Consider the following 25,111-nt stretch of genomic DNA (forward strand, 5'->3'; position numbering starts at 1 on the left):
GGGCCTACGGCCGAAAGGAGGACATCGATGAACGTTTCCCAGCAAAAGTCACTGGCGATGGATCGTTCGACCGATGCCCTAGTTCGGTTCGAGGAAGTGAAGAAATCCTACGACGGCATCGCCTTCGTAGTGAAGGATCTGAACCTCGCCGTTCGGCGCGGCGAGTTCCTGACCATGCTGGGACCTTCGGGTTCCGGCAAGACCACGACGCTAATGATGCTGGGCGGTTTCGAGCGGCCAACGCTCGGCCGCATCCTGCTCGACGACAAGCCCGTCGAGCGCCTGCCGCCCGAAAAACGCAACATCGGCTTCGTGTTCCAGAACTATGCGCTGTTTCCGCATATGACGGTGGCCGAGAACGTGGCGTTTCCGTTGCGCTATCGTGGCATCACCGGTGCGGCTGCCAAGGAGAAGGTTCGCCAGGCACTAGGCCGGGTCAGCCTCGAGGCGCTGGGCGACCGCCGCCCGGCGCAGCTTTCGGGCGGCCAGCAGCAGCGGGTCGCGCTGGCGCGCGCTCTGGTGTTCGAGCCGTCGCTGGTGCTGATGGACGAGCCGCTCGGCGCGCTCGACAAGCAACTGCGCGAACGCATGCAGATCGAGATCAAGCAGCTCCAGGTGTCGCTCGGCATCACCATGGTCTACGTCACCCACGACCAGTCCGAAGCGCTGACGATGTCGGACCGGATCGCCGTTTTCCATGACGGCCGCATCCAGCAGCTTGCCGATCCGGAAACGCTCTACAACGAGCCGTCAAACCGCTTCGTCGCCTCCTTCATCGGCGAAAACAACACGCTGGCCTGTACGCCGGCCGGGCGGGAAGGCGCTCTCGCCGTGGTGCGCATGGCCGACGGCACGGTATTGAAGGCCGCCAGCGCCGACATCTCCGATCCTGCCGGCGAGATGAGCATATCGGTGCGGCCGGAAAGCCTCTCTCTCGCCGAAGGGCAGGGCCATACCGGCCTCAACCGCTTTTCAGGCAAGGCGCGCGACGTCTTCTTCCTTGGCGACCATATGCGGCTGTCGGTCGAAGCGCTTGGCGGCCAGCTGCTCACCGCCCGCATCCCGGCGCGGCAGGCACGGCATTTCGCGCCGGGGGAGGACGTCGTACTCGAATGCGGCGTATCCGAATGCCGCCTATTGGGGGCGTAAGGCCATGACCGTCACCGATATCGAGCGCATCAACGTCTTCATGGCCGTGCGGCGCGCCGAACGGCCGGCGCGACGGGCCGCTCTGTCGCTTGCGCTGCCACTGGTCGCCTTTCTTCTCGTCGTCTTCGTAGCGCCAATCCTCTATCTGCTCGTCACCGCGGTCGGGAACCCGGAGACACGCGAGGTGCTGCCGCGGACGCTTGTCGCACTTGAAGGCTGGGATGGCGCGTCGACTCCCGCGGAGCCCGTCTACGCGGCCTTCGCCGCAGACTTGAAAGTCGCCAAGGACAACAGCACGGCCGCCTTGGTTGGCAAGCGCCTCAACTACGAGATTTCCGGAATGCGCGGTCGCATCCTGGCCGCCGCCCGCACGGTCGACCGGCTTGACACGGGCCCGTACAAAGAAAAATTCATCGAGCTCAACAAGGATTGGGGATCGCCGGAAGTCTGGGCGGTGATCAAGCGCAACGGTTCCGCGTTCACTCCGTTTTATCTGCTGAGCGCCGTCGATCTGAAACAGAACCCCGACAATTCGCTCGGACGGGTCGAAGGAGACCAGGCGATCTTTCTCGATGTCCTGGGACGGACGCTGTTCGTGGCGGCCGTGGTGACCCTGTTCACACTGGTCCTCGGCTATCCCGTTGCCTACGTCCTCACCATCGCGCCGAAGGCGGTCGCGGGGATCATGATGCTGATGGTGCTCCTGCCGCTATGGACGTCGCTGCTCGTGCGCACGACGGCATGGGTTGTCCTCCTGCAATCGAACGGCGTCATCAACGACGCGCTCGTGGCCCTGCACATTACCAGCGAAAGGCTGCAGCTCATCTTCACGCGTGTCGGCACGGTCACGGCGATGACGCACATCCAGCTTCCCTTCACCATTCTGCCGATCTACAGCGTCATGCGCTCGATCTCGACCACGCAATTGCGCGCCGCCCGTTCGCTCGGTGCCCCGCCGCTCTCGGCCTTCTGGCGCATCTACGCGCCGCAGACACTGCCCGGCTTGGTCGCGGGATGCCTGATGACGTTCATCCTGTCGCTCGGCTACTACATCACTCCGGCCCTCGTGGGCGGGCCACGTGACCAGATGGTCTCCAACTTCATCGCCGTCTTCATCAACCGCGACCTCAACTGGGGGCTGGCTTCGAGCCTCGGAGTCGTCCTGCTTGTCGTGACGCTCGCCATCTACCTGTTGTTCCTTCGCCTCGTCGGCGCCGACAAGATCAAGCTGGGGTGACGCCATGTGGCTGCCTTCCTACGCGACTCCTTTTGAACGGCTGACACGGACGCTTGTGGTGGCGTTCGCCGTCGCGGTCCTGCTATTCCTGATCGCACCGCTGTTCATCATCGTGCCGCTGTCCTTCTCGAAGGATCCGTTCTTCACTCTTCCGGTCCGCGAATATTCGCTGCGCTGGTATGCGGATTTCTTCGGCAACGCGCGATGGATGAACGCCATCTTCAACAGCGCCGTCGCGGCGGTGATGACAACCGTACTGGCGACGACGCTCGGCACACTGGCGGCCCTCGGAATCTCACGTCCCGATTTTCCGGCACGCCGGCTCATCATGGCGCTCTTAATTTCGCCGATGATCGTGCCGATCGTCATCGTCGCGGTCGGCAGCTACCTGTTCTTCGGCCAGTTCGGCCTGACCAATACGCGCACCGGCTTGGTGCTTGCGCATACGGCCTTGGCCACGCCATTCGTCGTGATCACGGTCACGGCGACGCTGTCAACTTATGACACCAACCTGACCCGCGCAGCGCTTAGCCTTGGCGCCCCGGCGATGTCCGCCTTCTTCCGGGTGACCCTGCCGAACATTCTGCCAGGCGTGGTTTCCGGCGCCATATTCGCCTTCGCCATTTCCTTCGACGAGGTCGTGGTGGCGTTGTTCATGACGGCCGCCGAACAGCGCACCCTGCCGGTCCAGATGTTTTCCGGCATCCGCGATCAGATCAACCCGACTATCATGGCGGCGGCGACGTTGCTGCTGGCGCTTTCGATCACCCTGTTCGCGGTTCTGGCCATGCTGACGAGGCAGCGCGTCAAGCCGACGACGTCGGCTTGACGCGGTTCGCAGGCATGTAGACTGCCTCAAACCGCCTTGGCGTCGCCCTCATTCGCAACGAACATGTCGGCGAAGCGAGCCGCGAAACTTTGCGCTACCGCCGATCGCTTTCGATCAGGCACGACATAGATGCCGACCACGACGTCGGCCAGTCGAGGCAGGTGGCTCGAAGGCCCCATGATCCGCAACGCCGAGGGAATGATCCTGCGCGCCAGTACGGTCATGCCGAACCCGGCGCCCACAGCCGCCTCAAGGCCGGACAGGCTCGGGCTCGTGTAGACGATCTCGAAATTGCGTCCGTCACGCTGCAACGCCGTCAGCATGTTGCGGCGATAGAGGCAGCCTTCGGGATAGCATACAATGCGAAGCCGTTTTCTGTCGTCGACGTCTTCCGGAATAGCATCGAGCGGTTTCGCGCCGACCCAGGCCAGCGGTTCCTTCCAGGTCATGAACGCGCCTTCCGAGGGCCCGTCGGCCGTCATCGCCACCACGATATCGAACTGGCMGTTGCGCAAGCCGCGCAACAGGTTGTGGGAAAGATCGCAGACGACGTCGAAGGTGATATCGCCGCCGTCCCGGGCGAGAGTCGCCATCAACTTAGGCAGGAAGTGGTCCGCATAGTCGTTGGGGATGCCCAGCCGCAGCTTGCCTTTGCTGTCGCGGTTGGAAAGCTTCAGCATCATCTCATCGTTGAGCGCCAGGATCTGGCGGGCATATCCCGCCACCAATTCGCCATGCTCGGTCGGTTGCGCGCCGCCTTCCTTGGCAAACAGTGAAACGCCCAGCAACTCCTGCAGTTTCTTCATTTGCAGGCTGACCGCCGGCTGGGTGCGGCCAAGCTGTTCACCGGCGCGCGTATAACCGCGCAGGTCAATGACCGTGACGAAGGCACGGAGCAGGTCAGTAGGGATGCTGCGCATGGCACTCCGTCCTCCAGCGGGAGATAAAATCATGCGGCGCTGCACAAACGCAAGCGGGCCTTTGGTTTCCCAAAGGCCCGCTTCGCAGTTCAGACGTCCCGTCAGGGCTTGACGATATTGTGTTCCGGTCCGAATGGGAACTTGGTGATGTTTTCCGAACTGTTCTCGCCGATCACGAGGATATCGTGCTCGCGATAGCCGCCGGCGCCGGTCATTCCTTCAGGCAAGGTCACCATCGGCTCCATCGAAACGACCATGCCCGGCTGAAGGACGGTGTTGATGTCCTCGCGCAGTTCGACGCCGGCTTCGCGGCCATAGTAGTGTGACAGCACGCCGAAGGAATGTCCGTAGCCGAACGAGCGATAGCCGAGCAGACCGTGGCTTCGGTAGATGTCGTTCAACTCGGTCGCCACGTCGCCACAGCGAGCACCGGGTTTCAGGAGTTCGAGGCCACGGCGGTGTACCTTGCAATTGACCTCCCAAATGCGCAGGTGTTCATCGCTTGCGTGGTCAAGGAAAAGGGTGCGCTCCAGCGCGGTGTAGTAGCCCGAAATCATCGGGAAGCAGTTGAGCGAAAGGATGTCGCCTTTCTGAACTTTGCGCGACGTCACTGGATTATGGGCGCCATCGGTGTTGATGCCGGACTGGAACCAGACCCAGGTGTCCATCAATTCGGCGTGCGGGAAGGTCTTCGCGATATGGCGCACCATCGCCTGCGTGCCCGCAAGCGCCACCTCGTATTCCGGGACGCCTTCGCGGATCGCATCGCGGACCGCTTCGCCGCCGATGTCGGCGGTGCGCGCGCCTTCCTTGATCAGGGCGATTTCCTCCGCCGACTTGATCGTGCGCAGCCACATCGTGGGCGAGCCGATATCGACGAACTCCACTTCCGGAAAGGCGTCCTGCAAAAGCTTGCGCAACTCGATATTGACGTGGTCGAACTCGATGCCGAGACGCTTCACGCCCGGCAGCGCCTCCTGCAGCGCGTGGAAGTAATTGTCGCGACGCCAGTCGGTATAGGTGACGTTGTCGCCGAACGTGCGGCGCCAAGGCTGGCCTGCGTCGATGCCGGCGGACACGGAAATCGCCTTCTGCGGCGTGACGACGAAGGCATAGCGGCGTCCGAAGTAGCAGTACAGGAAGTCGGAGAAGTAGCAGATGTTGTGATAGGAAGTGAGGATCGCGGCGTCGAGCTTCAGCTCGGCCAGGATCTTACGCAGACCGTCCTGCCGGCGCGTCATTTCCGCCGCGCTGAAGGTCGGAACGGCCTTTTCGCCGTTGTGCATGTTCTGCAGCCGAAGTAATTCGTTCGGCATGCCTTTGGCATAGACGTTCATCGTTCCATTTCCTTTGCATCGAAATCAGGGTGATCGAGCTCGGAAGGGACTATAGAAAGGCCGCGCTGCTGCAGGAAATTAGAAGTCGCTATCAATCAATTACAGTTTTTAATCGCGCTGCCGCCGCCGCCGCCAAGAGAGGTATCTACGGCGGGCCGTGCGAGGCGCACCGCCAGCTCACGCGTGCTGCCAGAGACAACACCCGACCCTCAGCATTCCGGCAGATTTACTGCGAGGCCTCCCAGGCTGGTCTCCTTGAACTTTACGCTCATCTCCTCGCCGGTCTGGCGCATCGCTTCGATGCAGTTGTCGAGCGGCATGAAGTGCGTACCGTCACCACGCAGCGCAAGCGAGGCGGCGGCTACGGCTTTGGTCGCTCCTATCCCGTTGCGTTCGATGCAGGGAACCTGCACAAGTCCCCGCACCGGATCGCAAGTCATGCCGAGATGATGCTCAAGCGCGATCTCGGCGGCGTTTTCGATCTGCTCAGGCGTGCCGCCGAGCACGGCGCAGAGGCCTGCCGCCGCCATGGCCGCCGCAGACCCAACTTCGCCCTGACAGCCGGCTTCGGCACCGGAAATCGAGGCGTTGTGCTTGATCAGCCCGCCGATGGCCGCGGCAGTGAGCAGGAAGTCGGGGACCTGGGTGGCTTCGGCGCTGGCGCAGTGGTCGAGGTAATAGCGCAATACTGCTGGGACGACGCCCGCTGCCCCATTGGTAGGCGCCGTCACAACCTGTCCTCCGGCGGCGTTCTCTTCGTTGACGGCCATGGCGTATACGCTTAGCCAATCGGACGCGGCGTGCGGCTCGCTCGAATTGGCCAACCGTTCGGCAAGAAGCTGCTGATGGATTCTCCTCGCCCTGCGTCCCACGTGCAATCCTCCGGGCAACTCGCCGTCCCGCGACATGCCCCGGTCGATGCTTGCGTTCATCACCGACCAAATGTGCGCCAGCCCCCGCTCGACCTCAGGAGCAGGACGGACAGCAATCTCGTTCTCGCGCTTCATCGCAGCGACGGAAAGCCCGGTGTCGCGCGACATGGCGAGCATCGAAGCGGCGTTGTCGAAGGGATACGGCCATTGCGCCAAGCCGCTAGCCGCCACCGTGGGTGCCTCGCGTTCGGCGGCGGTGACGACGAAGCCGCCGCCGATGGAATAGTAGGTTTCCGTCATGACCGTGTTGCCGTGAATGTCCAGTGCGGCGAACACCAGTCCGTTGGCATGACCGGGCAGCGGTGGCCCGTAGTCGAAGACGATGTCGACGGCGGGATCGAAAGCTAGCGGTGGCAAGCTCTGCGGACGCAGCAGGCGGCTTTCATGAAGCGCCACGAGCTCGCGCTCGGCTCGGTCTGGGTCCAGATCGGCGGGCAGGTAGCCAAGCAGGCCGAGCGCCACCGCGCGATCCGTGGCATGGCCCTTGCCGGTGAAAGCGAGGGAGCCGTGCAGCGTCGCCATGAGCCTTGCGGCGCGCTGTCTTTCTGGCACGTCACGCAGCAGGTCGAGAAACCGTGCCGCCGCCGTCATCGGGCCCATCGTGTGCGATGACGAAGGCCCGACGCCGATCTTGAAGACATCGAAAACGCTCAGGAACATGCCATACCTCATCGATCACGCGGTCCGCTCTTCGCGCGTCAGCGGCGGCCGGATCATTGTCAGCGTTCAGCCGTAGATCGGAAAGCGTTGGCAGAGATCCGTGACCTCGGTCAGCACTTCCCGCTCCACCGCGGCGTCGCCTTCCGAGTCCTTGTCGGCCAGCGCGTCGGTCACCTTGAGGATCAGTTCGCCCACGCGGCGGAACTCCGCCTCGCCGAAGCCGCGCGTCGTTCCGGCCGAGCTGCCGACACGGATGCCCGAGGTGACGAATGGCTTTTCCGGATCGTTTGGGATTGCGTTCTTGTTGCAGGTCAGGCCGGCGCGCTCCAGCGCGATCTCGGCCGCCTTGCCCGTCACGCCCTTGGGCCGCAGGTCGACCAGCACCATGTGGCTGTCGGTGCCGCCCGAGACGATGCCGAGGCCGCCGTCCTTCAGCACCTTCGCCAGCGCCTGCGCGTTGGCGATGACCCGGCGGGCGTAGTCGGCGAATTCGGGCCGCAGCGCCTCGCCGAACGCGACCGCCTTGGCGGCGATGACGTGCATCAGCGGACCGCCCTGGTTGCCGGGGAACACCGCCGAGTTCAGCTTTTTGGCCAGCGCCTCGTCGTTGGTCAGGATGACGCCGCCGCGCGGACCGCGCAGGGTCTTGTGCGTGGTCGAGGTGACGACATGGGCGTGCGGCACCGGGCTTGGGTAGCATCTCCCGGCGATCAGGCCCGCATAGTGCGCCATGTCTACCATAAGGTAGGCCCCGACCTCGTCGGCGATCCTGCGGAAGCCGGCGAAGTCGATCTGGCGCGGATAGGCCGAAGCCCCGGCGATGATCAGCTTCGGCCTGGTCTCAAGTGCCTTTTCGCGGACCTTCTCCATGTCGATCAGGTGGGTTTCGGAATCGACTTCGTAGGAAACCACGTCGAACCATTTGCCCGACATGGTGACGGGCGAGCCGTGGGTGAGGTGGCCGCCATGCGCAAGCGACATGCCCATGACCCGGTCTCCCGGCTGCAACAGCGCCAGGAACACCGCCTGGTTCGCCTGCGCGCCGGAATGTGGCTGGACGTTGGCGTATTCCGCCCCGAACAGCTTCTTCAGACGCTCGATGGCGACTTCCTCGACCTTGTCGACGAACTCGCAGCCGCCGTAGTAGCGCTTGCCCGGATAGCCTTCGGCGTATTTGTTGGTCAGCACCGAGCCCTGCGCGGCCAGGACGTCGCGGGAGACGATGTTTTCCGAGGCGATCAACTCGATCTGGGTTTGCTGCCGGTCGAGTTCCTCGGCGATGGCGCTGGCGACGGCGGCGTCGGAGATGGTCTGGGCGGGCATGGGGCGTCCTCTCAAAGCTCAGTCAGGGGATCAGGCGGTTTCGGCGGCGAGTTCCTTGCAGCCGGTTTCCAGCAGCCGGGCGATGTGCGAGGCGAAGCTGTTCCAGATATCCATGCGGAAGCGGTCGGCGGCGTCGCGCCACAGCACGACCGTCGCGCCGTCGAACAGCGTGCGGCGGCCTTCGCCGGGCGGGATCGCGGCTATGTCGCGCGGGCAGCCGAGAGTCAGCAGTTCGGCGACCTTCGGCCCCTCGACCAGCAGCGTGACCTCGCGTCCGGAAATGTCGACCAGGCTGTGTGGATGGGCGGCGGCCAACGCCGCGCATGCTGCGGTGAGCCGGGCGGCGTCCCCGGCGGGCGCGTGGATCGTCCATTCGTCCGGGCCGAGGCGGATCGCCTCGATCTCGCCGACGGCGGCGCGGCGGCCGATGCGGTCGGGCAGGGCAAGCCCCAGTGTGGCGCCCAGTGCCGCGACGGTGTTTCCCCTGGCGCGCAGCGACAGCCGCCCCTCGGTCGGCGCGACACTGAGCTGTGCGGCCTTCGTCTCGATCACGGCGCCGGGGTTCAGGGAAGAAATCTCGATGCTCATCTTCGCCTCCGGTCAGATCTTCAGGCGGGTGTTTTCGGGATCGACGAAGACGGTCCCGGTGACGGTGGCGGCGATGGTGCGGCCGGGCATCGGGATGTAGACGGTTTCGCCCATCCGCTCGTGCCCGCCCTCGACGAGGGCCAGCGCGATCGGCCGGCCGGCCGCGACCGAGTGGTAGGACGAGGTGACGTGTCCCACCATCTTCATCGGGATCGGCTGCCTGGGGTCGAAGACGATCTGCGCGCCTTCCTCCAGCTTCGAGCGGTCCTCGGTCAGCAGGCCGACGAGGTGCCTGCGGCCCTTGGCCGTCAGGTCGGGGCGGGCGAGGCCGCGCTTGCCGACGAAGTCGGGCTTGTTCTTGCCGACCGCCCAGCCCATGCCGGCATCGTAGGGCGTGACCGTGCCGTCCGTGTCCTGGCCGACGATGATGTAGCCCTTCTCGGCGCGCAGTACGTGCATCGTCTCGGTGCCGTAGGGCGTGATGCCGTACTGCTGGCCTGCCTGCCAAAGAATTTCCCACAGCTTGCGGCCGAGCGGCGCGGGCACGTTGACCTCGAAGCCGGTCTCGCCCGTGAAGCTGACCCGGAACAGCCGGGCCGGCATCCCCGCCACCGTGCATTCCAGGCACGACATATGCGGGAAGGCTTCTTCGGTCAGCTCGATCCCTTCTACGAGCGACGCCAGCAGCTTCGCGGCGTTGGGTCCGTTCAGTGCTATGGTGGACCATTGCTCCGTCGTCGAGGTCAGCCAGACGTTCAGCTCGGGCCATTCGGTCTGGAGGTAGTCCTCCATCATGTTCAAGACGCCCGCGGCGCCTCCGGTGGTGGTGGTGACGTGGAAGCGGTCCTCGGCCATGCGCCCGATCACGCCGTCGTCGCGGATGTAGCCGTCGTCGCCGAGCAGCAGGCCGTAGCGGCAGCGTCCGACGCCGAGCTTGGCCCATGGGTTGGTGTACATTCGCTCCATGAAGGTCACGGCATCGGGGCCGACGACCTCGATCTTGCCCAGCGTCGAGGCATCGAAGATGCCGAGGCTTTCCCGCACCGCGCCGCATTCGCGGGCGACGGCGGCGGCCATGTCCTCGCCGGGTTTCGGGAAATACCACGCCCGGCGCCATTGCCCGACCGGCTCGAATACGGCGCCGTTCTCGGCGGCCCAACCGTCGATCTGCGTCTTGCGGGTGACCTCGAAATGCTCGCCGCGATGGTAGTTCGCGAAGGCTCCGAAGGTGGTCGGCGTATAGGGCGGGCGGAAGGTGGTGAGCCCCACCTCCGGCTGGCGCTTGCCCAGCGCGTCGGCGGCGATGTTCAGCCCGTTGATGTTCGACATCTTGCCCTGGTCGGTCGCCATGCCGTTGGTGGTGTAGCGCTTGACGTGTTCGATGGAGCGCATGCCCTCGCGCACGGCCAGCCGCAGGTCCTTGGCGGTGACGTCGTTCTGGTAGTCGACGAAGGCCTTGGCGCTGCCGGGATTGCGGTCGGTCGGCAGCTCCTTGTGCGACACGCCGCTGCCGGGACGGTCGTTGTCGACTGCGTAGGCGAGCACATTGCCTGTCTTGCCAAGTGCGGCCGCCACCTCACGACCCCGCTCCGCGCCGTCCTTCAACGCCGCCTCGATGCCCCAAAGCCCACGGCTCGCGCCGGCAATGGCACAATCCTCGTTCGTGCGGTCGGGCAGGAAGGTGGTTAAGTCGTCGCTCCACGCCAGCTTGCCCTGCGTGTGCGAGAACAGGTGCAGCGACGGCGTCCAGCCGCCCGACATCAGCACCGCGTCGCAGGCGATCTCCTGTCCGGCCCCGACAGGGCCGCCGCTGACCGGGTTGATGCGGATCGATTTGACGCGCAGCCGGCCCGAGGTCGCCGTCGCCGTGTGCGACAGCTTGACCGGGATGCCGAGCGCGCGGGCCTCGTTGACGAGATCCTCGCGGACATCGGCGCGGGTGTCGATGATGGCCTGCACATGGGCGCCGGCGCCTTGCAAGTCGAAGGCGGCGTACCAGGCGCTGTCGTGGCTGGTCACGACGACCGGCCGGTCACCGACGCGCACGCCGTAGCGGTTGAGATAGGTCTGCGCGGCACCCGCCAGCATGACGCCCGGACGGTCGTTACCGTGGAAAACCAGCGGCTTTTCCAGCGCGCCCTGCGCCAGCACCACCCGGCGCGCTCGCACCCGCCACAAGCGCTCGCGAGGGGTGTCCTGCGGCACGGCGTCGAGGTGATCGGTCACGCGCTCGCAAAGGCCAAGCATGTTCTGGTGGTAATAAGCGATTGCGGTGGTGCGGGTCATGATCCGCACGCCCAGTTCCTTCAGCGCCTTCAACTCCTCCGCCAGCCAGTCCCAGGCCGGGCAACCGTCGATCCGCGCCTGCGGTTCCGACAGAAGCGTGCCACCAGGCTCGGCGTTCTCGTCGACGAGAACGACCTTTAGCCCGTCGACCGCCGCCGCGCGCGCTGCAGCGAGACCGGCGGGGCCGGCGCCGACGATGAGCACATCGCAATGCAGGTTGCGCGAGGCGTACTGATCCGGGTCTTCCTCCATCGGGCTGACGCCGAGGCTGGCGGCGGCGCGGATGAATGGCTCGTAGACCTTGTGCCAGAAGCTCTTCGGCCACATGAAGGTCTTGTAGTAGAAGCCGGCCGAGAACAGCATGTAGGCGGCGTCGTTGACCGCGCCGATGTCGAACTTCAGGCTGGGATACTTGTTCTGCGAGGTGGTTTCGAGCCCGGCGCGCAGCTCCTGCACGGTGGCGCGGGTGTTCGGCTCGAAGCGGCCGGGGCCGCGGCGTGTGCCGATCAGCGCGTTCGGCTCCTCTGAGCCGGCGGCGACCGGGCCGCGCGGACGGTGGTATTTGAAGGAGCGGCCCATCAGGTGGACACCGTTGGCGAGCAGCGCGGAGGCGACGGTGTCGCCGCGCGCGCCCTGATAGGTCCTGCCGTCGAAGGTGAAGGAGACGGGCTTGCCGGTGTCGACCCGCCCGCGGCCTGGAACGCGATACCGGTTCATTTCTGCTCCTCCGTCAGGGCGGCAAGCGCCGGGCGCGGCTCGCCCGCCTTGTAGGTCGTCAGGAAGCGGTCGCTCACCGTGTCGCGCACGGCGTTGAAGAAGCGGCCGCAGCCGTGCATGTGCCGCCAGCGCTCGTAATGCGGGCCGCGGACGTTGGCGCGGATGAACAGGAAGCCCTCCCACTGGTCGTCGGTCTGCGACGACGGGTCCTGCGGGCGCGCGACATGCGCCTCGCCGGCATAGGTGAACTCGGCCTCGGGCAGCGTTTCGCCGCAATAGGGGCAATGGATCAGCAGCATGGCGATTGTCCTCAGTGTGCCACTGCGGCGGCGGCGGCCTCGTCGATCAGCCGGCCGGTGCGGAAGCGGTCGAGCGTGAACGGCGCGTTGATCGGGTGCGGCTCATCCTTCGCGATGGTGTGGGCGAAGACATGGGCGGAGCCCGGCGTCGCCTTGAAGCCGCCCGTGCCCCAGCCGCAATTGACGTAGAGCCCCTTCACCGGGGTCTTGCCGAGGATCGGCGAGCGGTCGGGGGTCACGTCTACGATGCCGCCCCATTTGCGCAGCATGCGCATGCGGTTGAAGATCGGGAAGACCTCGACGATGGCCGCGATGGTGTGCTCGATCAACGGCAAGCCGCCGCGCTGCGAATAGGAGGTGTACTGGTCAGTCCCCGAGCCGATCACCAATTCGCCCTTGTCGGACTGGCTGATATAGGCGTGGACAGCGTTCGACATCACCACGCAGGGAAAGATCGGCTTGACCGGCTCCGACACCAGCGCCTGGAGTGGATAGCTCTCCAGCGGCAGCCGCACGTCCGCTGTTTGCATCACTACCGAGGTATGGCCGGCCGCCGAGACGGCGACCTTCTTGGCCTTGATGAATCCCTTTGCGGTCTCGACGCCGGCGACCGAACCGTCCGGATTGCGACGGATCGCAGTGACTGGACAGTTCTGGATGATGTCGACGCCGCGCGCGCTTGCCGCGCGGGCGTAGCCCCAGGCCACCGCGTCATGGCGAGCGGTCCCGGCGCGCTCCTGAAGCGCGCCGCCCATCACCGGATGGCGGGCAGTGGGCGATATGTTCAGCGGCGGGCAGTATTCCTTGCATTCCTCCCGTGTCAGCCAGCGGTTGTCGACACCGTTCAGCCGGTTGGAATGGATGTGGCGCTTGAAGCTTTGAACGTCGTGGACATTGTGGGCGAGCATCAGCACGCCGCGCCGCGAGTACATGACGTTGTAGTTCAGTTCCTGGCTGAGGTTCTCCCACAGGTCGACGGCATGGTCGAACAGCCGGGCGCTTTCGTCGTAAAGATAGTTCGAGCGGATGATGGTGGTGTTACGGCCCGTGTTACCGCCGCCGAGCCAGCCCTTGTCGATCACCGCGACGTTTGTGACACCGTACTCCTTGGCGAGGTAATAGGCTGCCCCAAGCCCGTGGCCGCCGGCGCCGACGACGACCACGTCGTATTCAGTCTTCGGCTGGCTGTCCGGCCATTGCTCGGTCCAGTTCTTGTTCCCGGTCAAGGCGTTCTTCAACAGCGAGAAAGCTGAAAATCGGGTCATTGGATTCCCCAGTTCTATGGGGCCTACTTATTGCGATATCGCGCCGCTTTTGGCAGAATGTGCGCGTCATCAGAATGGTATCTATGCGCCAAGAACGGGAGAAGGGGTCTTTGACCGATGGAGAAAAAGGGGGACCAGAACATGCATAATGTGCGGAAGCTTCGGCCGCGCCTGTCGGTCGGCTTCATCCTCGCTCGCCGCTTCACACTGTGCGCCTTTGCGAATTTCGTCGATGTCTTGAGATTGTCGGCGGACGAGGGCGACCGAAGCCGCCCGATTTTATGCGGCTGGCGCGTCCTGTCGGCAACGATGGAGCCAATCGTGTCCAGCTCCGGTATTGCAGTCCATCCAGAGGAACGGTTGGGCGATCCCACCTTGTTCGACTATCTCGTCGTCGTCGGCGGATTGATCGATGAGATTCCTAACCTGAGTCCGGAATATACTCGCTACCTTCAGCGCGCGGCCGCTGCGGGCGTGCCACTCGTTGGCGTCTGCACCGGCGCCTTCATCCTTCACCGTGCCGGGCTGTTGAACGGCTATAGCTGCTGCGTGAGCTGGTTCCACCATGCGGATTTCCTGGAACAGTTCGATGGGCTGCGACCCGTTTCCGACCAGATTTTTATCGTCGACCGCGATCGCCTGACCTGCTCGGGCGGTGCAAGCTCGGCGCATCTCGCGGCTTGGCTGGTCGACAGGCATGTCGGACGCGCACAAGCTCGCAAGAGCCTCCACATCATGATTATCGACGATGCGTTGAGGGCGGAGAAGCCGCAGCCCGGCATCCCGCTCGACCTGACGACCGACGATCCGCTGGTGAAGAAGGCGCTTCTGCTCATGCAGCAGACCATCGACACGCCGTTGTCCGTCGCCGAGACGGCCCATCGGCTAGGCGTTAGTCGTCGCCGACTGGAACGCCACTTTCAGCAAGCTGTCGGCTTAGCGCCGACGCTGGCCTGCAAGATTATGCGGCTGGAGCACGCGGAATTCCTGCTGCGCCAATCCGACCAGTCAGTGACGGAAATCGCCGCCGCGACCGGCTTCTGCGATTCGTCGCATTTCGTCCGCACCTTCCGCGAAAGGCGCGGTCTGACGCCAGCGATGTTTCGTCGTGCACATGCGGTGTAGGCGCGGTACAAAGATCTGAGGAATGCTGCAGGCATAGGTGGCACGCAATAGATTATCGCGCCGATCGGCTCCTCACCACGTCAACGAAATGGCGCACCGAATTGGCGCGTTTGGTGCGCTTCTACACGAGCACCGTCTGAATGCGAAACGCAGAATGCACTATAGGGCAGACTACGGGCGGCGGCGACCGCTTCGGGAATGCCGCGCAGCCGTAGCGTGAGCTCCGTGATGATGCCGAGCGTGCCTTCGGAGCCGACCAGCAGCCGGGTCAGATCGTAGCCGGCGGCGCTCTTGCGCGCGCGGCGGCCGGTGCGGATCACCCGACCGTCGGGCATGACCGCCTCGACCGACAACACAACGTCCTTCATCGTGCCGTAGAGCACGGCCGTCGTCCCCGACGCCCGTGTCGCCGCCATGCCGCCAAGCGTGGCGTCCGCGCCGGGATCGAGCGGGAAGAACAGGCCGGTGTCGCGAAGATGATCGTTCAGGCGCACGCGCGTGACGCCTGGCCGCACCACGCAGTCCATGTCCTCGGCGTTGACGGCGAGGACGGCATCCATCCGTGAAAGGTCGATGGAAACTCCGCCGCGCGGCGCATTCAACTGGCCTTCCAACGAGCTGCCGGCGCCGAACGGAATGACCGGCACGTCCGCCGCGCCGCACAGCGACACGGCCTCGGCGACCTCGGCCGTGCTTCGGGCGAAGACGACGGCGTCCGGCGGCTGCGCGGCGATCCAGCTCGCGGTCGATGCGTGCTGGGCGCGGATGGCGGCGCCGGTCTGGAAACGCTCCGCGAAGCGGCTCAGCAAGGCTTCGGCCAGGGCCTGGGGAAGCATCCCGTCCACGGCTTTCAGTCCAGTGCTGCGCGGGCGGCGTCGAGCACCGCGCCGGAATGGACCAGTTCCGTCGCCGCATGCAGGCGCGGATAGAGCACCTTGTCGCGTTCCAGGTGATCGATCGGCCGGCCGTCGGCGGCGGCGCTTGCGCGCAGCATCTCCAGCACCGCCCGGCTTGCGGCGGACAGGGCGTCCGGCTCCTTCTTCTGCTGGACAAGCCGCAATTCCAGCGCCTGGGCAGCCATCAGAACTTCGATGCCGACGACATTTTCAATGTTCCTCACGATCTGCCGCGCGTGCCGCCCGGCATTGTTGGCCATCGACACATGGTCCTCCTGATTGGAACAGGTGGGGATGGAATCGACGCTGTCGGGATGCGCCAGCGTCTTGCAGTCCGATACCAGGGCTGCGGCAAGATATTGCGGCAGCATGTAGCCGCAATCCATGCCGACATGCTCGCTCGCCACCAGCATGTCCGGCAGGCCGCCGTTGAGCGTGCCGTCGTTCAGCCTGAACAGGCGCCGTTCGGCGATGTTGCCGATCTCGGTCACCACGATCGACAGGAAATCGGCGGCGAAGGCGACGTATTCGGCGTGGAAGTTGCCGCCCGAAAGCGCCTTGAGGCTGCGCCCCGGCAGGCGGTCGGCGAAGATCAGCGGATTGTCGGTGGCCGCGTTCATCTCGGTCTCGATGATGCCGCGCACGAATTTCAACGTGTCGCTCACCGGTCCCAGCACCTGCGGCACGCAGCGCAGCGAATAGGCGTCCTGCGGCGGCTGGCGCTTCGGATCGCTGCCGATGCCGCCGTCGATCAGTTTGCTGCCGGCCAGAAGGCGACGGATGTTGGCGGCGCATTCAATCTGGCCGGCATGCCCGCGCGCCTCATGCAATTCGGGGACGAAGGCGTCGCCGAAACCCATCAGCGCCTCGATCGACATCGCGGCGGCCACTTCCGCGGTGGCCAGCAGGGTCTCTGCGTCGGCCAGCGCCAGCGCCGTCTGCGCGGTCGAGAAAGACGTGCCGTTGAGCAGCGCCAGTCCCTCCTTCGGCCCCAGAACCAGGCGCTCGATGCCGGCGGCCTGCATGGCGGCGACGCCGGACATCAACTCTCCCTCGTACCAGGCCTGGCCGCTGTCGATCTCGGCTTCGCCCGCCTCGTCGCGCGACATCACCAGCGCCATGTGCGCCAGCGGAATGAGGTCGCCGCTCGCGCCCAGCGAACCGTATTCCGGGACCGCCGGGATCACGCCGCAGTCCAGCATGGCGAGGATCGTCTCGACCACTTGCGCACGCACGGCGGAGTAGCCGCGCGTCAGGCTGGCGGCGCGGATCAGCATGGCGGCGCGCACCACTTCCTGGTCGAAGTGACGCCCGACGCCGGCCGAGTTGGACACCACCAGCCGCCGCGACAGGTTGCGCGCCTGGGCCGAGGTCCTGAACGCCTGCCGGCCCGACAGGGAGCCGAAGCCGGTGTTGATCGAATAGATCGCCTGCGTCGGCTCGCCCCGGTCCATCTGCGCCGACAGCCCCGCCACCCAGTCCTCGCTGACGCGCATCGCCGCCCGCGCGGCATCGGTCAACGCCACCCCCCGGCCATGCCGGGCCACGCCGATCAGTTCGTCCAGGCCGACGGGGCCCTGGCCGAGGTGCAGTGTTTTCGTCATCTTGTCGCTCGCCTTTGTTCCATTGCCCTTGCGGCTCATCGCCCGCCTGCGCCCGGACGCCATTCGGCGGCTGCGGCAAGCACCGCAGCGGTGTCGGCCTCGGTGCCGGTGGTGATGCGCACCCCTTCGCCGGGAAAGCAGCGCACCGCGATGCCGGCCGCGCGCAGATGCGCGGTCAGGGCCTCGGCGCCGCCGCCGACCGCCAGCCACACGAAATTCGCCTGCGAGCTTGCCACCGGCAGCCCGATGGCTTCCAGCCCTTCGCTCATGCGGCGGCGCTGCCCGGTGCTGCGCGCCACCCGCGCCGCCACGGCCTCTTTCTCGCCGAGCGCGGCAAGCCCAGCCGCGAGTGCCGGCGCGGGCAGGGGAAAAGGAGGCGCCACGGCATTGACCGCGGCAATGATATGCGGATCGGCGAGACAGTAGCCGAGGCGCATGCCGGCCAACCCCCATGCCTTCGAGAAGGTGCGCAGGACTGCGAGATTCGGATGCCGCGCCAGCCGGCGGGCCGGAGATGCGGCGACCGTTTCGGCGTCTTCGGCGTAGTCGGCATAGGCCTCGTCGAGGATCAGCAGGGCTTCGTTCGGCAAGGCGTCCAGGAGCGCGTCCAGCTCGGATGCAGTGAGCGCTGTGCCGGTCGGGTTGTTGGGGTTGCACAGCAGCACGACGCGGGTGCCGGGCAGGCTCGCTTCCAGCATCGCCTTCGCGTCGATCCGCCCTGCGGCATCCAGCGGCACCTCGACCAGGCGCGCGCCGGCAGCGCCGGCGATGATCGGATAAGCCTCGTAGGAGCGCCATGGAACGACCACCGCGTCGCCCGGATCGCAATAGGCGCGGATCAGCTGGTCGAGCATGACGATGGAGCCGGCGGAGAGCGCAACCGCTTCCGCGGGCAGGCCATGGCGCTTCGCCAGGGCCTCGGCGAGCGTCTCGGCACGAAGCTCCGGATAGCGGTGCGCGCCGGCGATCGCGGCGGCGGCCGCCGCCTGTACGACTGCGCTCGGCGGCTCCGGCGCCTCGTTGGAACCCAGACGGTGGGCGAACGGCACCGGCTGCACGGCCCGACCGCGGCCGTAGCCCGGCAGGCCGGCGAGCCGGCGGCTGGGCTCGGGCGGGCGGACCGTCCGGTCATCCAGAAAAGGCGTCAGCCCCGACATGCCCGATATCCTGTTTGTCTAAAGTTGTATAGGCAATATAAACATCTGCCATAAAGCGCGCCTTTGTCAAGCCGGAGCACGCCCAGCCGGCGCGGTGTCCGGGAAGGCGGGGACAGAGGCGCGGCTTGCTCCGTCCCGCCGGTCGGTTCGGCTCGTCCGTGGGAGGGTCTAGCGTGTGACCTTCATGCGCCCGGCGAGGCTGAAGCGGGAACCGGGATGCAACAGGCGCGCGCTGGTCGCGATCATGCCGCGCGACCATGTGCGGCGGCGCAACAGCAGCAGGGGATCGCCCTGCTGCATCTCCAGAAGCTTGCAGCTGACCTCGTCGGCCAGGATCGCCTGGATGATGTGCTCCACCTCTTCCAGCGGCCCGATGGCCATCAGATGGGCGTGCGGCGTTATCCTGGTGAAATCCTGTTCCATATAATCGGAAGAGAATTTCGGATTTACGTATCTATCTTCTATTTGCAGAGGTTTTCCGTTCTCGCGGTGAACAAGGATGGAGTGAAAGACGACAGATCCGGGAACGACATTCATTTCCGTTGCTATGGAAAGGTCGCTATTGACTGCCTCGATCCTGACGATGTCTGTCGTGTGCTGGTTCCCGCGCGCTTCGATCTCGGAATGTATATTACGCAATTCAAGGAACGTCGACTGGCTTCGGCGTGCCGCGACAAAGGTGCCGGCGCCTTGCCGCCGCACCAGCACGCCTTCCGCGGACAGGTCCCGCAAGGCGATGTGGATGGTCATGCGCGAAGCGCCGAACTGCTCCGCCAGGCGGGATTCGGAAGGGATGCGATAGCCTTCCGGCCATTCGCCGGAATTGACCTTTTCCAGGACGTGGTTGCGCACCTGCTGCCCGAGCGAGACGCCGATCCCCTGATGGTCGGGGGCGGCCTCGCGCAAGGCACTGTTCACTTTTCTGCTCATGACCCCGCCTATCAAGCTGTGTGCCGAATATGTACGACACGTTAGTTCAAGTCGCTATCCGCAACCAGATCAAAACTGTCCTTACGCCGAAAACCGCTCTTGACAAAGCGGCATTCTAGATATGTATGTAGTTGTCTATACGTATTTTAGACGCTAGCCGCTTACCGAGGAGGAGACGATGGACAAGCCCGAGATACTTTATTCCGTTCGCGCTATGGGCGGAAACAACCTTCGTTGCAAGGGCTGGAAGCAGGAAGGGATCCTGCGCATGCTCGAAAACAACATGGAGAACGCCGAGCATCCCGAGGAGCTTGTCATCTATGGCGGCATCGGCAAATGCGCCCGCAACTGGGAAAGCTATCACGCCATCGTCAAATCGCTGGAAAACCTGGAGAACGACGAGACGCTCGTCGTCCAGTCCGGCATGCCGGTGGCGATCTTCAGGACCAATACGCTGGCGCCCCGCGTGGTGATGGCCACCACCAACATCATGAAGGCGACCTGGCCGATCTTCTACGACCTGCAGGACCAGAACCTGACGATCTTCGCACAGTACACGGCGGCGCCGTGGGAATATATCGGCACGCAGGGCGTCATCCAGGGCACCTTCCAGACGCTGGTGGCCATCCGCGACCAGAAATTCGGCGGCGACATGCGCGGCCGCATCCTGCTCACCGCCGGCATGGGCGGCATGGGCGGCAACCAGCCGCGCGCCATGACCATGCTGGGCGGCGTGTGCATCTGCGCCGACGTGGACGAGAAGGTGATGAAACACCGGCTCGAAGTCGGCTATTGCGACGTCATCGTGGATGATTTCGACGAGGCCGTGCGCCTGGCGAAGGAAGCTGCGGCGGCGAAGCGCCCGCTGGGCATCGCCCTGTTCGGCAATGCGGTGGACGTGCTGCGCAAGGCCAGGGATTCCGGCTTCATGCCCGACATCATCACCGACATGACGCCGGCGCACGACCCGCTCTCCTACGTCCCCGCCGGGCTCACCGTCGATGAGGCGCGCGAGCTGCGCAAGACCAGCCGCGACGACTATTTCAAGCGCGCCGGCGCCTCGATGGTCGAGCAACTCGCCATCATGAACGAGTTCTACGACAAGGGCGTGCAGGTCTTCGAATACGGCAACTCGCTGCGCAAGGAGAGCCGCGACGCCGGCATGGCCGTGGACGAGGCGATGAAGATCCCCGGCTTCGTGGCCGCCTATATCCGGCCGCTGTTCTGCGAGGGCCGCGGGCCGTTCCGCTGGATCTGCCTGTCGCGCGATCCGGAGGACCTGGCCAAGCTCGACGACGTGGTCGAGGAGATGTTCGCCGACGACGAACTGGTGACCGACTGGATCAGGCTCGCCCGCAAGCACATCCCGATCGAGGGCCTGCCGGCGCGCATCTGCTATCTCGGCTTCGGCCAGCGCAAGGCGTTCGGCATGCGCGTCAACGAGATGGTGCGCTCGGGCGAACTGAAGGGCCCGGTGGCCTTCTCGCGCGACAATCTCGACTCGGGCTCGATCGTCAACCCGACCTTCGAATCCGAACGCATGAAGGACGGCAGCGACCTGATCTCCGACTGGCCCTACCTCAACGCCATGCTGAACGTGGCGGCCGGCGCCGACCTCGTCGCCATCCAGGAGAACTACTCCATGGGCGAGGCCGTGCACACCGGCGTGACCATGATCGCCGACGGCTCCGCCGAGGCGGACGTGCGGCTGGCGGCGTGCCTGACCACGGACTCCGGCATCGGCGTGGTCCGCCACGCGCAGGCCGGCTACGACATCGCCCGTACCGCCGCGGCCGAGCGCTTCGCCAGGGACGGCGTGCAGGTGCCGCTGTGGTGGAGCCCCAAGGCCACCTTCGGGCCGGACAGCGCGTCCTCGTAACCGGCATCCCGATCACGGAGCACCGCAATGGACAAGATCACGGCACTCATCGTAAACGCCGGTCAGGTTCTGACCTGCGCAAGCGACGCGCCCGATCTTGTCGGTGCCCGCGCCGATACGGCGGTGGCGATCAGCGGAAACGCGATCGCCGCCGTCGGCACCCTTTCCGAGATCGCCGCAGCGCACGATCTCACCGGAGCCGAGCGCATCGACGCCGGCGGCGGGCTGGTGATGCCCGGCTTCGTCGACTGCCACACGCATCTCGTCTTCCACAAATCCCGCGTCGAGGAATATGCCCAGAAGGTGCGCGGCCGCAGCGCGGCCGAGATCAGGGCGATGGGCATTCCCGTCGGCATCACGGCGACGGCGCGCATGATGCGCGAGGCCGGAAAGGACCAACTCGTCGAAAGCGCCAACGAGCGTCTGGAGCATATGCTCGCCTTCGGCACAACCACGGTGGAAAGCAAGAGCGGCTATGGGCTGAACACGGCCACCGAGATCAAGATGCTGGAGGTCAACCACCTCCTTAACGGGCGCCAGCCGATCGAGGTCGTCTCCACCTTCCTCGGCGCGCACGAGTTCCCCGACGACAAGAGCCGCGACGCCTATATCGCCGAGATCCTCGACGAGATGATCCCGGAGGTCGCCCGGCGCGGCCTGGCCGAATTCAACGACGTCTATTGCGACGACGGCTACTACACCGTCGCGGAGTCGCGTACGATCCTGGAGCGCGGCCGCGAGCATGGGCTCGACGTCAAGATCCACACGGACGCCTATTCCCATTGTTGTTTGTCACCGGGTCTTAGAATTCCGGGAACTTCTGGGAAAGTGCTGGAGAGAACGCGCATGTGGAACATAACACGTTGAAAAAGCGACGTTTATTGAGAAGCTGTCGCGGCGATATCTCGAACGTGAGTTTGACACACGGTTCTAGAGAAAAGTGCGCGACATGCCACTGGCGGTGAGAAACGGCCTGATTGCCGTCGTACCCTCAAGAGGGCTTTGAGGGAAACGCATCTGGCCCTCAAAGCCGCAGAAAACCGCCTTTGAGGGCAGTTCACGGTCTGAGGCAGAACAACGGTGACAGGGTGGCGCAAGGCGTCAAAAACCAAAATAAACTTGGATGCTGCGTCCAAGTTAGCAAAAATCATCGTTTTTCGCAGCGATTTCAAGGCGATGTACGTTGCGCGAAACGCCGTTCGAACTTGGATGCCAGAAAACTAGCCGGCTAACATAAATGGAGGCCCCGTGATGCCCCCCGTGGCGGGCATCACCCTATATGTGAAAACGTGACAAATTCAGGGAATGAACAATCGCCGCAACGCCATCGAACTGCTGCCCGGAACGGCAGATGCAGCCATCAATTCGGCACGCGCCGCGCTGCTCGAGCAGAGGCGCACACAACTTGACATACACGCCGAATTTTCTCGCGCGTTGATGGTACTCGACCTGAAGCCTGTTTCCTTGGCGGCATTCAACCGATGGTCACTGAAGGTCGTCGGGCGGCCTAGCACGCTGGAGCGGCTCACACCAAAGGCACGGGCGGCTTTGTCGGCTTTCATCGACGCGATCCGGGAGGAATGAATAGAGTGAGCCGGTATCCCAAAGCGGAAGACGGCGAACGCTTTACCGTTGATGAGCGTGCCAAGCAGGCACCGGTTGCCGTGATGGCTGCATACGAAGCGGTTGTAAATCTCGGTTGGCCGAAGCGTGGCCAGAGCAACTGGAAGGCATGGAATGCCATGCTCGCACGCCTCAATGAACAACTTGCCGGGGCGGGACTTGCTCCTGTCACCTATTCGATGTTCGACGGTTGGGCGAGGGCAGTTTTGCGCGGGAAAACCTCCATCAAGTTGACGGAGGTTTCTTGCGACCATCCGGCCAAGTTGGCCGAATGAAAACTCCGCCAAGTTGGCGGAGTTTTCTGGTTGGCTCTCTAACTCCGTCAAGTTGACGGAGTTAGGCAGGGTGCTCCGAAACTCCGTAAAGTTTATGGAGTTTGGCCAATTCCGCCAAGTTGGCGGATTTGGCAGTGGCAGGAAACTCCGGCCAACTTGGCCGGGGTTTTTCCAATTCGGCCACGTTGGCCGAATTGCGCCAGCGTTCTTGAATTCTCAACACATACAGCGTATAGACAGCGTTAGAGCTTGAAAACTCTTTCGCGGTGGTTTGCGCCACCATGGCCCGGCCAAAGACCATTCCGCCAAGTTGACGGAATGATTTTTCTCCCCGCGCCGAACGGCGCTTTTTTTATGCCCGGTCTCCGGGCGCGGTCGCATATCTGCGGCCGGGAGGCCGTAGCGCATGTCCAGGGCGAAAGCCTAAAGGCTGCGGTGCCGTCCCGCGACGGTTTTCAACTCCCGGCTCCCGCGCCGAACGCGGGGATCGAAAGCGCCTTGAAAAGCGCTCGCGGAGACCACTATGCAGACTTCCCAAGAAAGCCCCGGCATGTCCGGCGCGCTGGAAACCTTCGACCGCTCCATCTCATCAGCCCGTGCTCTCAACCATGTCGTGACAGAGGCGATCTGGCATGGCGTGAGCATGAACCGTGACGACGCCACCGGGCTTAGCGACCTGTTCGACATGGTGTTCGATCAGATGACTGAGACGGTCGCCACGGTGCGCACCATCGACACAGCCCGGCAGGCACAGCCGGCGCGCCGCACCGACACGACAGGCAAGGTGTTGCTGACGGCAGACGAGCGCCGCGCGCAACGGGTGGAAAACATCCAGATCATTCTGCGCGATACCGATTACAGCCTGATCGCGGAACGCTACGCCATTCCGGAAGAGACGATCCGGGACATCCTCTATGCGATGATCGACGCTCCGGCGCGCGTTCCGACCTTCCAAGGCATTCCCCTTACTGACGGTATGACACCGGTCAAGCCGATCAACTTCCCGCCTGCGGACGATGAGGAGGCGTTGAAACAGGCCGAACAGGAGAAGCGTATAGCGCGCGCCGTGGACAAGATGACGAAGCGCAAGCGGCCCGATGACGGCAGCGAACAGCCGGGGCGAACAGGGACGGACGGCGAATAGCCGAAGACGGGCGCGGCAACGACCGCGCCCTTTTCCTGACAGGGTAAGAAACAGGGGTTGCGTCATGTCGAGTATCGAAACATTCCCGCTCACCGTGCAGGTGACGGCAGACGAGTGGGCCTTTGCGCAGCGCCGTCTGACCTATCTGGAAGCGCTGTTGCTGCGGCTGGTACGCGAGAAGAAGAACATTCAGGAATGGTATCGCGCCAGCGAACTGGCGGCGATGCGCCTGCCCGGCCTGCCGGATACAACAGACGGCGTTCTGCGCAAGGCAACGTCCGGGCGCTGGCCACGAAAGGACATCATCATCAAGGGCAGGAAGGTGGGCACATATCACGTCGCCAGCCTGCCCAACCGCGCCTTTGACACGCTGATAGGCCGCGTGCTCGACGTGCCCGAGCTTGAGGGAACGCCGCGCCCGGTGCCGAACCTGCCGCCCGTGGAAGCGCCGCCGCCACCCACGGCACCGAACACCGCTCCGGCTTGGGTGCTGCCATTGATCCGGCTGATCAAGGGCAAGGCGGAAGGCGACCTAGCGAGGGCGTGGGAGGAACTGCCGAACAACGTACCCTTCGGCACGGTGCTGCCGACCGCCGAACAGGCCGTTATGGTGTTGATGGATCTCGGGCTTATGGAGAAGTTTGGCCGCTAGATCCTCGGGTATGCGCTGAAATCGAAATTGAGGGCCGCTCAAAGCCCATAGGGCGCGTTTGAGCCTTCGAGACGAACAAGGGGCCGGAAAGCATAAAAAGCGCGCCAGCGGCCCCGCATTGCGAATGCACACGACTTGCGCTAGCTTACGCTTCGCGCCGAGCAGGAAGCGGTCCTTCGGGACTTGGGATGGCAATTCCGGCCTCCCCGGCGTTCATGCCTCCCTCTTGGACGGGCATGAGATTGCAGCGCCAACCTGCTAGATTGTGGTTGCGCTTGGTTCTT

Annotated in this window: 22 protein-coding genes and 1 pseudogene; 10 read left to right on the plus strand and 13 right to left on the minus strand. The window is 64.5% G+C overall.

Annotation, left to right across the window (positions count from 1 at the left end; all coding sequences use genetic code 11):
• Window positions 1-27: 27 nt before the first annotated feature.
• The 3 genes from AB4136_RS31345 to AB4136_RS31355 are packed head-to-tail and all read left to right on the plus strand — an operon-like array spanning window position 28 to window position 3,215.
• Window positions 28-1,149 carry an ABC transporter ATP-binding protein gene (locus tag AB4136_RS31345; RefSeq protein ID WP_441932160.1) on the plus strand — a complete coding sequence of 374 codons (1,122 nt, stop codon included), beginning with the start codon at window positions 28-30 and terminating at the stop codon, window positions 1,147-1,149.
• Between the two features lie 4 nt (window positions 1,150-1,153).
• Entirely contained in the window at window positions 1,154-2,386 is a 1,233-nt protein-coding gene (locus AB4136_RS31350) for an ABC transporter permease (protein ID WP_137901893.1), read from the plus strand.
• Window positions 2,387-2,390: 4 nt separating this feature from the next.
• On the plus strand, window positions 2,391-3,215 hold the full coding sequence (locus AB4136_RS31355) for an ABC transporter permease (protein ID WP_137901894.1): 825 nt from the start codon (window positions 2,391-2,393) through the stop codon (window positions 3,213-3,215).
• 26 nt (window positions 3,216-3,241) lie between these two features.
• On the opposite strand, the gene AB4136_RS31360 is transcribed toward AB4136_RS31355, so the two are convergent.
• The 8 genes from AB4136_RS31360 to AB4136_RS31395 form a co-directional block, all read right to left on the minus strand.
• A complete protein-coding gene (locus tag AB4136_RS31360) occupies window positions 3,242-4,135 on the minus strand; it encodes a LysR substrate-binding domain-containing protein (protein WP_441932163.1) in 894 nt (297 codons plus the stop codon).
• 101 nt (window positions 4,136-4,236) lie between these two features.
• Complete coding sequence (locus AB4136_RS31365) at window positions 4,237-5,451, minus strand: M24 family metallopeptidase (RefSeq protein ID WP_137901921.1); 1,215 nt, start codon at window positions 5,449-5,451, stop codon at window positions 4,237-4,239.
• A 230-nt stretch (window positions 5,452-5,681) separates the two neighbouring features.
• Window positions 5,682-7,064 carry an L-serine ammonia-lyase gene (locus tag AB4136_RS31370; protein WP_137901896.1) on the minus strand — a complete coding sequence of 461 codons (1,383 nt, stop codon included), beginning with the start codon at window positions 7,062-7,064 and terminating at the stop codon, window positions 5,682-5,684.
• Between the two features lie 66 nt (window positions 7,065-7,130).
• Window positions 7,131-8,387, minus strand: coding sequence for a serine hydroxymethyltransferase (gene glyA / locus AB4136_RS31375; RefSeq protein WP_137901897.1), 1,257 nt, complete (start codon window positions 8,385-8,387; stop codon window positions 7,131-7,133).
• A 30-nt stretch (window positions 8,388-8,417) separates the two neighbouring features.
• Window positions 8,418-8,975 carry a sarcosine oxidase subunit gamma family protein gene (gene soxG / locus AB4136_RS31380; RefSeq protein ID WP_137901898.1) on the minus strand — a complete coding sequence of 186 codons (558 nt, stop codon included), beginning with the start codon at window positions 8,973-8,975 and terminating at the stop codon, window positions 8,418-8,420.
• Between the two features lie 12 nt (window positions 8,976-8,987).
• Complete coding sequence (locus tag AB4136_RS31385) at window positions 8,988-11,978, minus strand: sarcosine oxidase subunit alpha (RefSeq protein WP_137901899.1); 2,991 nt, start codon at window positions 11,976-11,978, stop codon at window positions 8,988-8,990.
• On the minus strand, window positions 11,975-12,277 hold the full coding sequence (locus AB4136_RS31390) for a sarcosine oxidase subunit delta (RefSeq protein ID WP_137901900.1): 303 nt from the start codon (window positions 12,275-12,277) through the stop codon (window positions 11,975-11,977). The genes AB4136_RS31385 and AB4136_RS31390 overlap by 4 nt, the downstream gene beginning before the upstream one ends.
• A gap of 11 nt (window positions 12,278-12,288) precedes the next feature.
• The gene (locus AB4136_RS31395; protein ID WP_137901901.1) at window positions 12,289-13,542 is read right to left on the minus strand and encodes a sarcosine oxidase subunit beta family protein; all 1,254 of its coding nucleotides are present in this window, start codon (window positions 13,540-13,542) and stop codon (window positions 12,289-12,291) included.
• A gap of 117 nt (window positions 13,543-13,659) precedes the next feature.
• Between AB4136_RS31395 and AB4136_RS31400 the strand changes: the two genes are divergently transcribed.
• A complete protein-coding gene (locus tag AB4136_RS31400; protein ID WP_137901902.1) occupies window positions 13,660-14,667 on the plus strand; it encodes a GlxA family transcriptional regulator in 1,008 nt (335 codons plus the stop codon).
• Between the two features lie 179 nt (window positions 14,668-14,846).
• On the opposite strand, the pseudogene AB4136_RS31405 reads toward AB4136_RS31400, so the two are convergent.
• The 4 genes and pseudogenes from AB4136_RS31405 to hutC form a co-directional block, all read right to left on the minus strand.
• A pseudogene (locus tag AB4136_RS31405) lies at window positions 14,847-15,503 on the minus strand (FAD-binding oxidoreductase); the annotation flags it as partial.
• Window positions 15,504-15,517: 14 nt separating this feature from the next.
• Window positions 15,518-17,167, minus strand: a complete 1,650-nt coding sequence (locus tag AB4136_RS31410; RefSeq protein WP_137901904.1) for a histidine ammonia-lyase — start codon at window positions 17,165-17,167, stop codon at window positions 15,518-15,520.
• Window positions 17,168-17,202: 35 nt separating this feature from the next.
• Window positions 17,203-18,324 (minus strand): histidinol-phosphate transaminase, encoded by a 1,122-nt coding sequence (gene hisC, locus AB4136_RS31415; RefSeq protein ID WP_137901905.1) that lies wholly within the window; start codon window positions 18,322-18,324, stop codon window positions 17,203-17,205.
• Between the two features lie 168 nt (window positions 18,325-18,492).
• Window positions 18,493-19,254 carry a histidine utilization repressor gene (gene hutC / locus AB4136_RS31420; RefSeq protein ID WP_137901906.1) on the minus strand — a complete coding sequence of 254 codons (762 nt, stop codon included), beginning with the start codon at window positions 19,252-19,254 and terminating at the stop codon, window positions 18,493-18,495.
• Window positions 19,255-19,432: 178 nt separating this feature from the next.
• Here hutC and AB4136_RS31425 point away from each other — a divergent pair, with 178 nt between their 5' ends.
• From AB4136_RS31425 to AB4136_RS31440, 4 genes are all read left to right on the plus strand, one after another.
• Complete coding sequence (locus AB4136_RS31425) at window positions 19,433-21,133, plus strand: urocanate hydratase (RefSeq protein WP_137901907.1); 1,701 nt, start codon at window positions 19,433-19,435, stop codon at window positions 21,131-21,133.
• A 27-nt stretch (window positions 21,134-21,160) separates the two neighbouring features.
• Window positions 21,161-22,000 (plus strand): hypothetical protein, encoded by an 840-nt coding sequence (locus AB4136_RS31430; protein ID WP_441932168.1) that lies wholly within the window; start codon window positions 21,161-21,163, stop codon window positions 21,998-22,000.
• A 438-nt stretch (window positions 22,001-22,438) separates the two neighbouring features.
• A complete protein-coding gene (locus AB4136_RS31435) occupies window positions 22,439-22,717 on the plus strand; it encodes a hypothetical protein (protein WP_441932170.1) in 279 nt (92 codons plus the stop codon).
• A gap of 5 nt (window positions 22,718-22,722) precedes the next feature.
• Window positions 22,723-23,031 (plus strand): hypothetical protein, encoded by a 309-nt coding sequence (locus AB4136_RS31440; RefSeq protein WP_441932171.1) that lies wholly within the window; start codon window positions 22,723-22,725, stop codon window positions 23,029-23,031.
• Window positions 23,032-23,092: 61 nt separating this feature from the next.
• On the opposite strand, the gene AB4136_RS31445 is transcribed toward AB4136_RS31440, so the two are convergent.
• The gene (locus tag AB4136_RS31445; RefSeq protein WP_441932172.1) at window positions 23,093-23,314 is read right to left on the minus strand and encodes a hypothetical protein; all 222 of its coding nucleotides are present in this window, start codon (window positions 23,312-23,314) and stop codon (window positions 23,093-23,095) included.
• A 267-nt stretch (window positions 23,315-23,581) separates the two neighbouring features.
• Between AB4136_RS31445 and AB4136_RS31450 the strand changes: the two genes are divergently transcribed.
• Window positions 23,582-24,175, plus strand: coding sequence for a hypothetical protein (locus AB4136_RS31450; RefSeq protein ID WP_441932174.1), 594 nt, complete (start codon window positions 23,582-23,584; stop codon window positions 24,173-24,175).
• A 64-nt stretch (window positions 24,176-24,239) separates the two neighbouring features.
• A complete protein-coding gene (locus AB4136_RS31455; RefSeq protein ID WP_441932176.1) occupies window positions 24,240-24,827 on the plus strand; it encodes a DNA-binding protein in 588 nt (195 codons plus the stop codon).
• Window positions 24,828-25,111: the final 284 nt, after the last annotated feature.

Origin of the sequence: Mesorhizobium sp. 2RAF21 (assembly GCF_052115345.1) — a bacterium.
Lineage (GTDB): Bacteria > Pseudomonadota > Alphaproteobacteria > Rhizobiales > Rhizobiaceae > Mesorhizobium > Mesorhizobium terrae.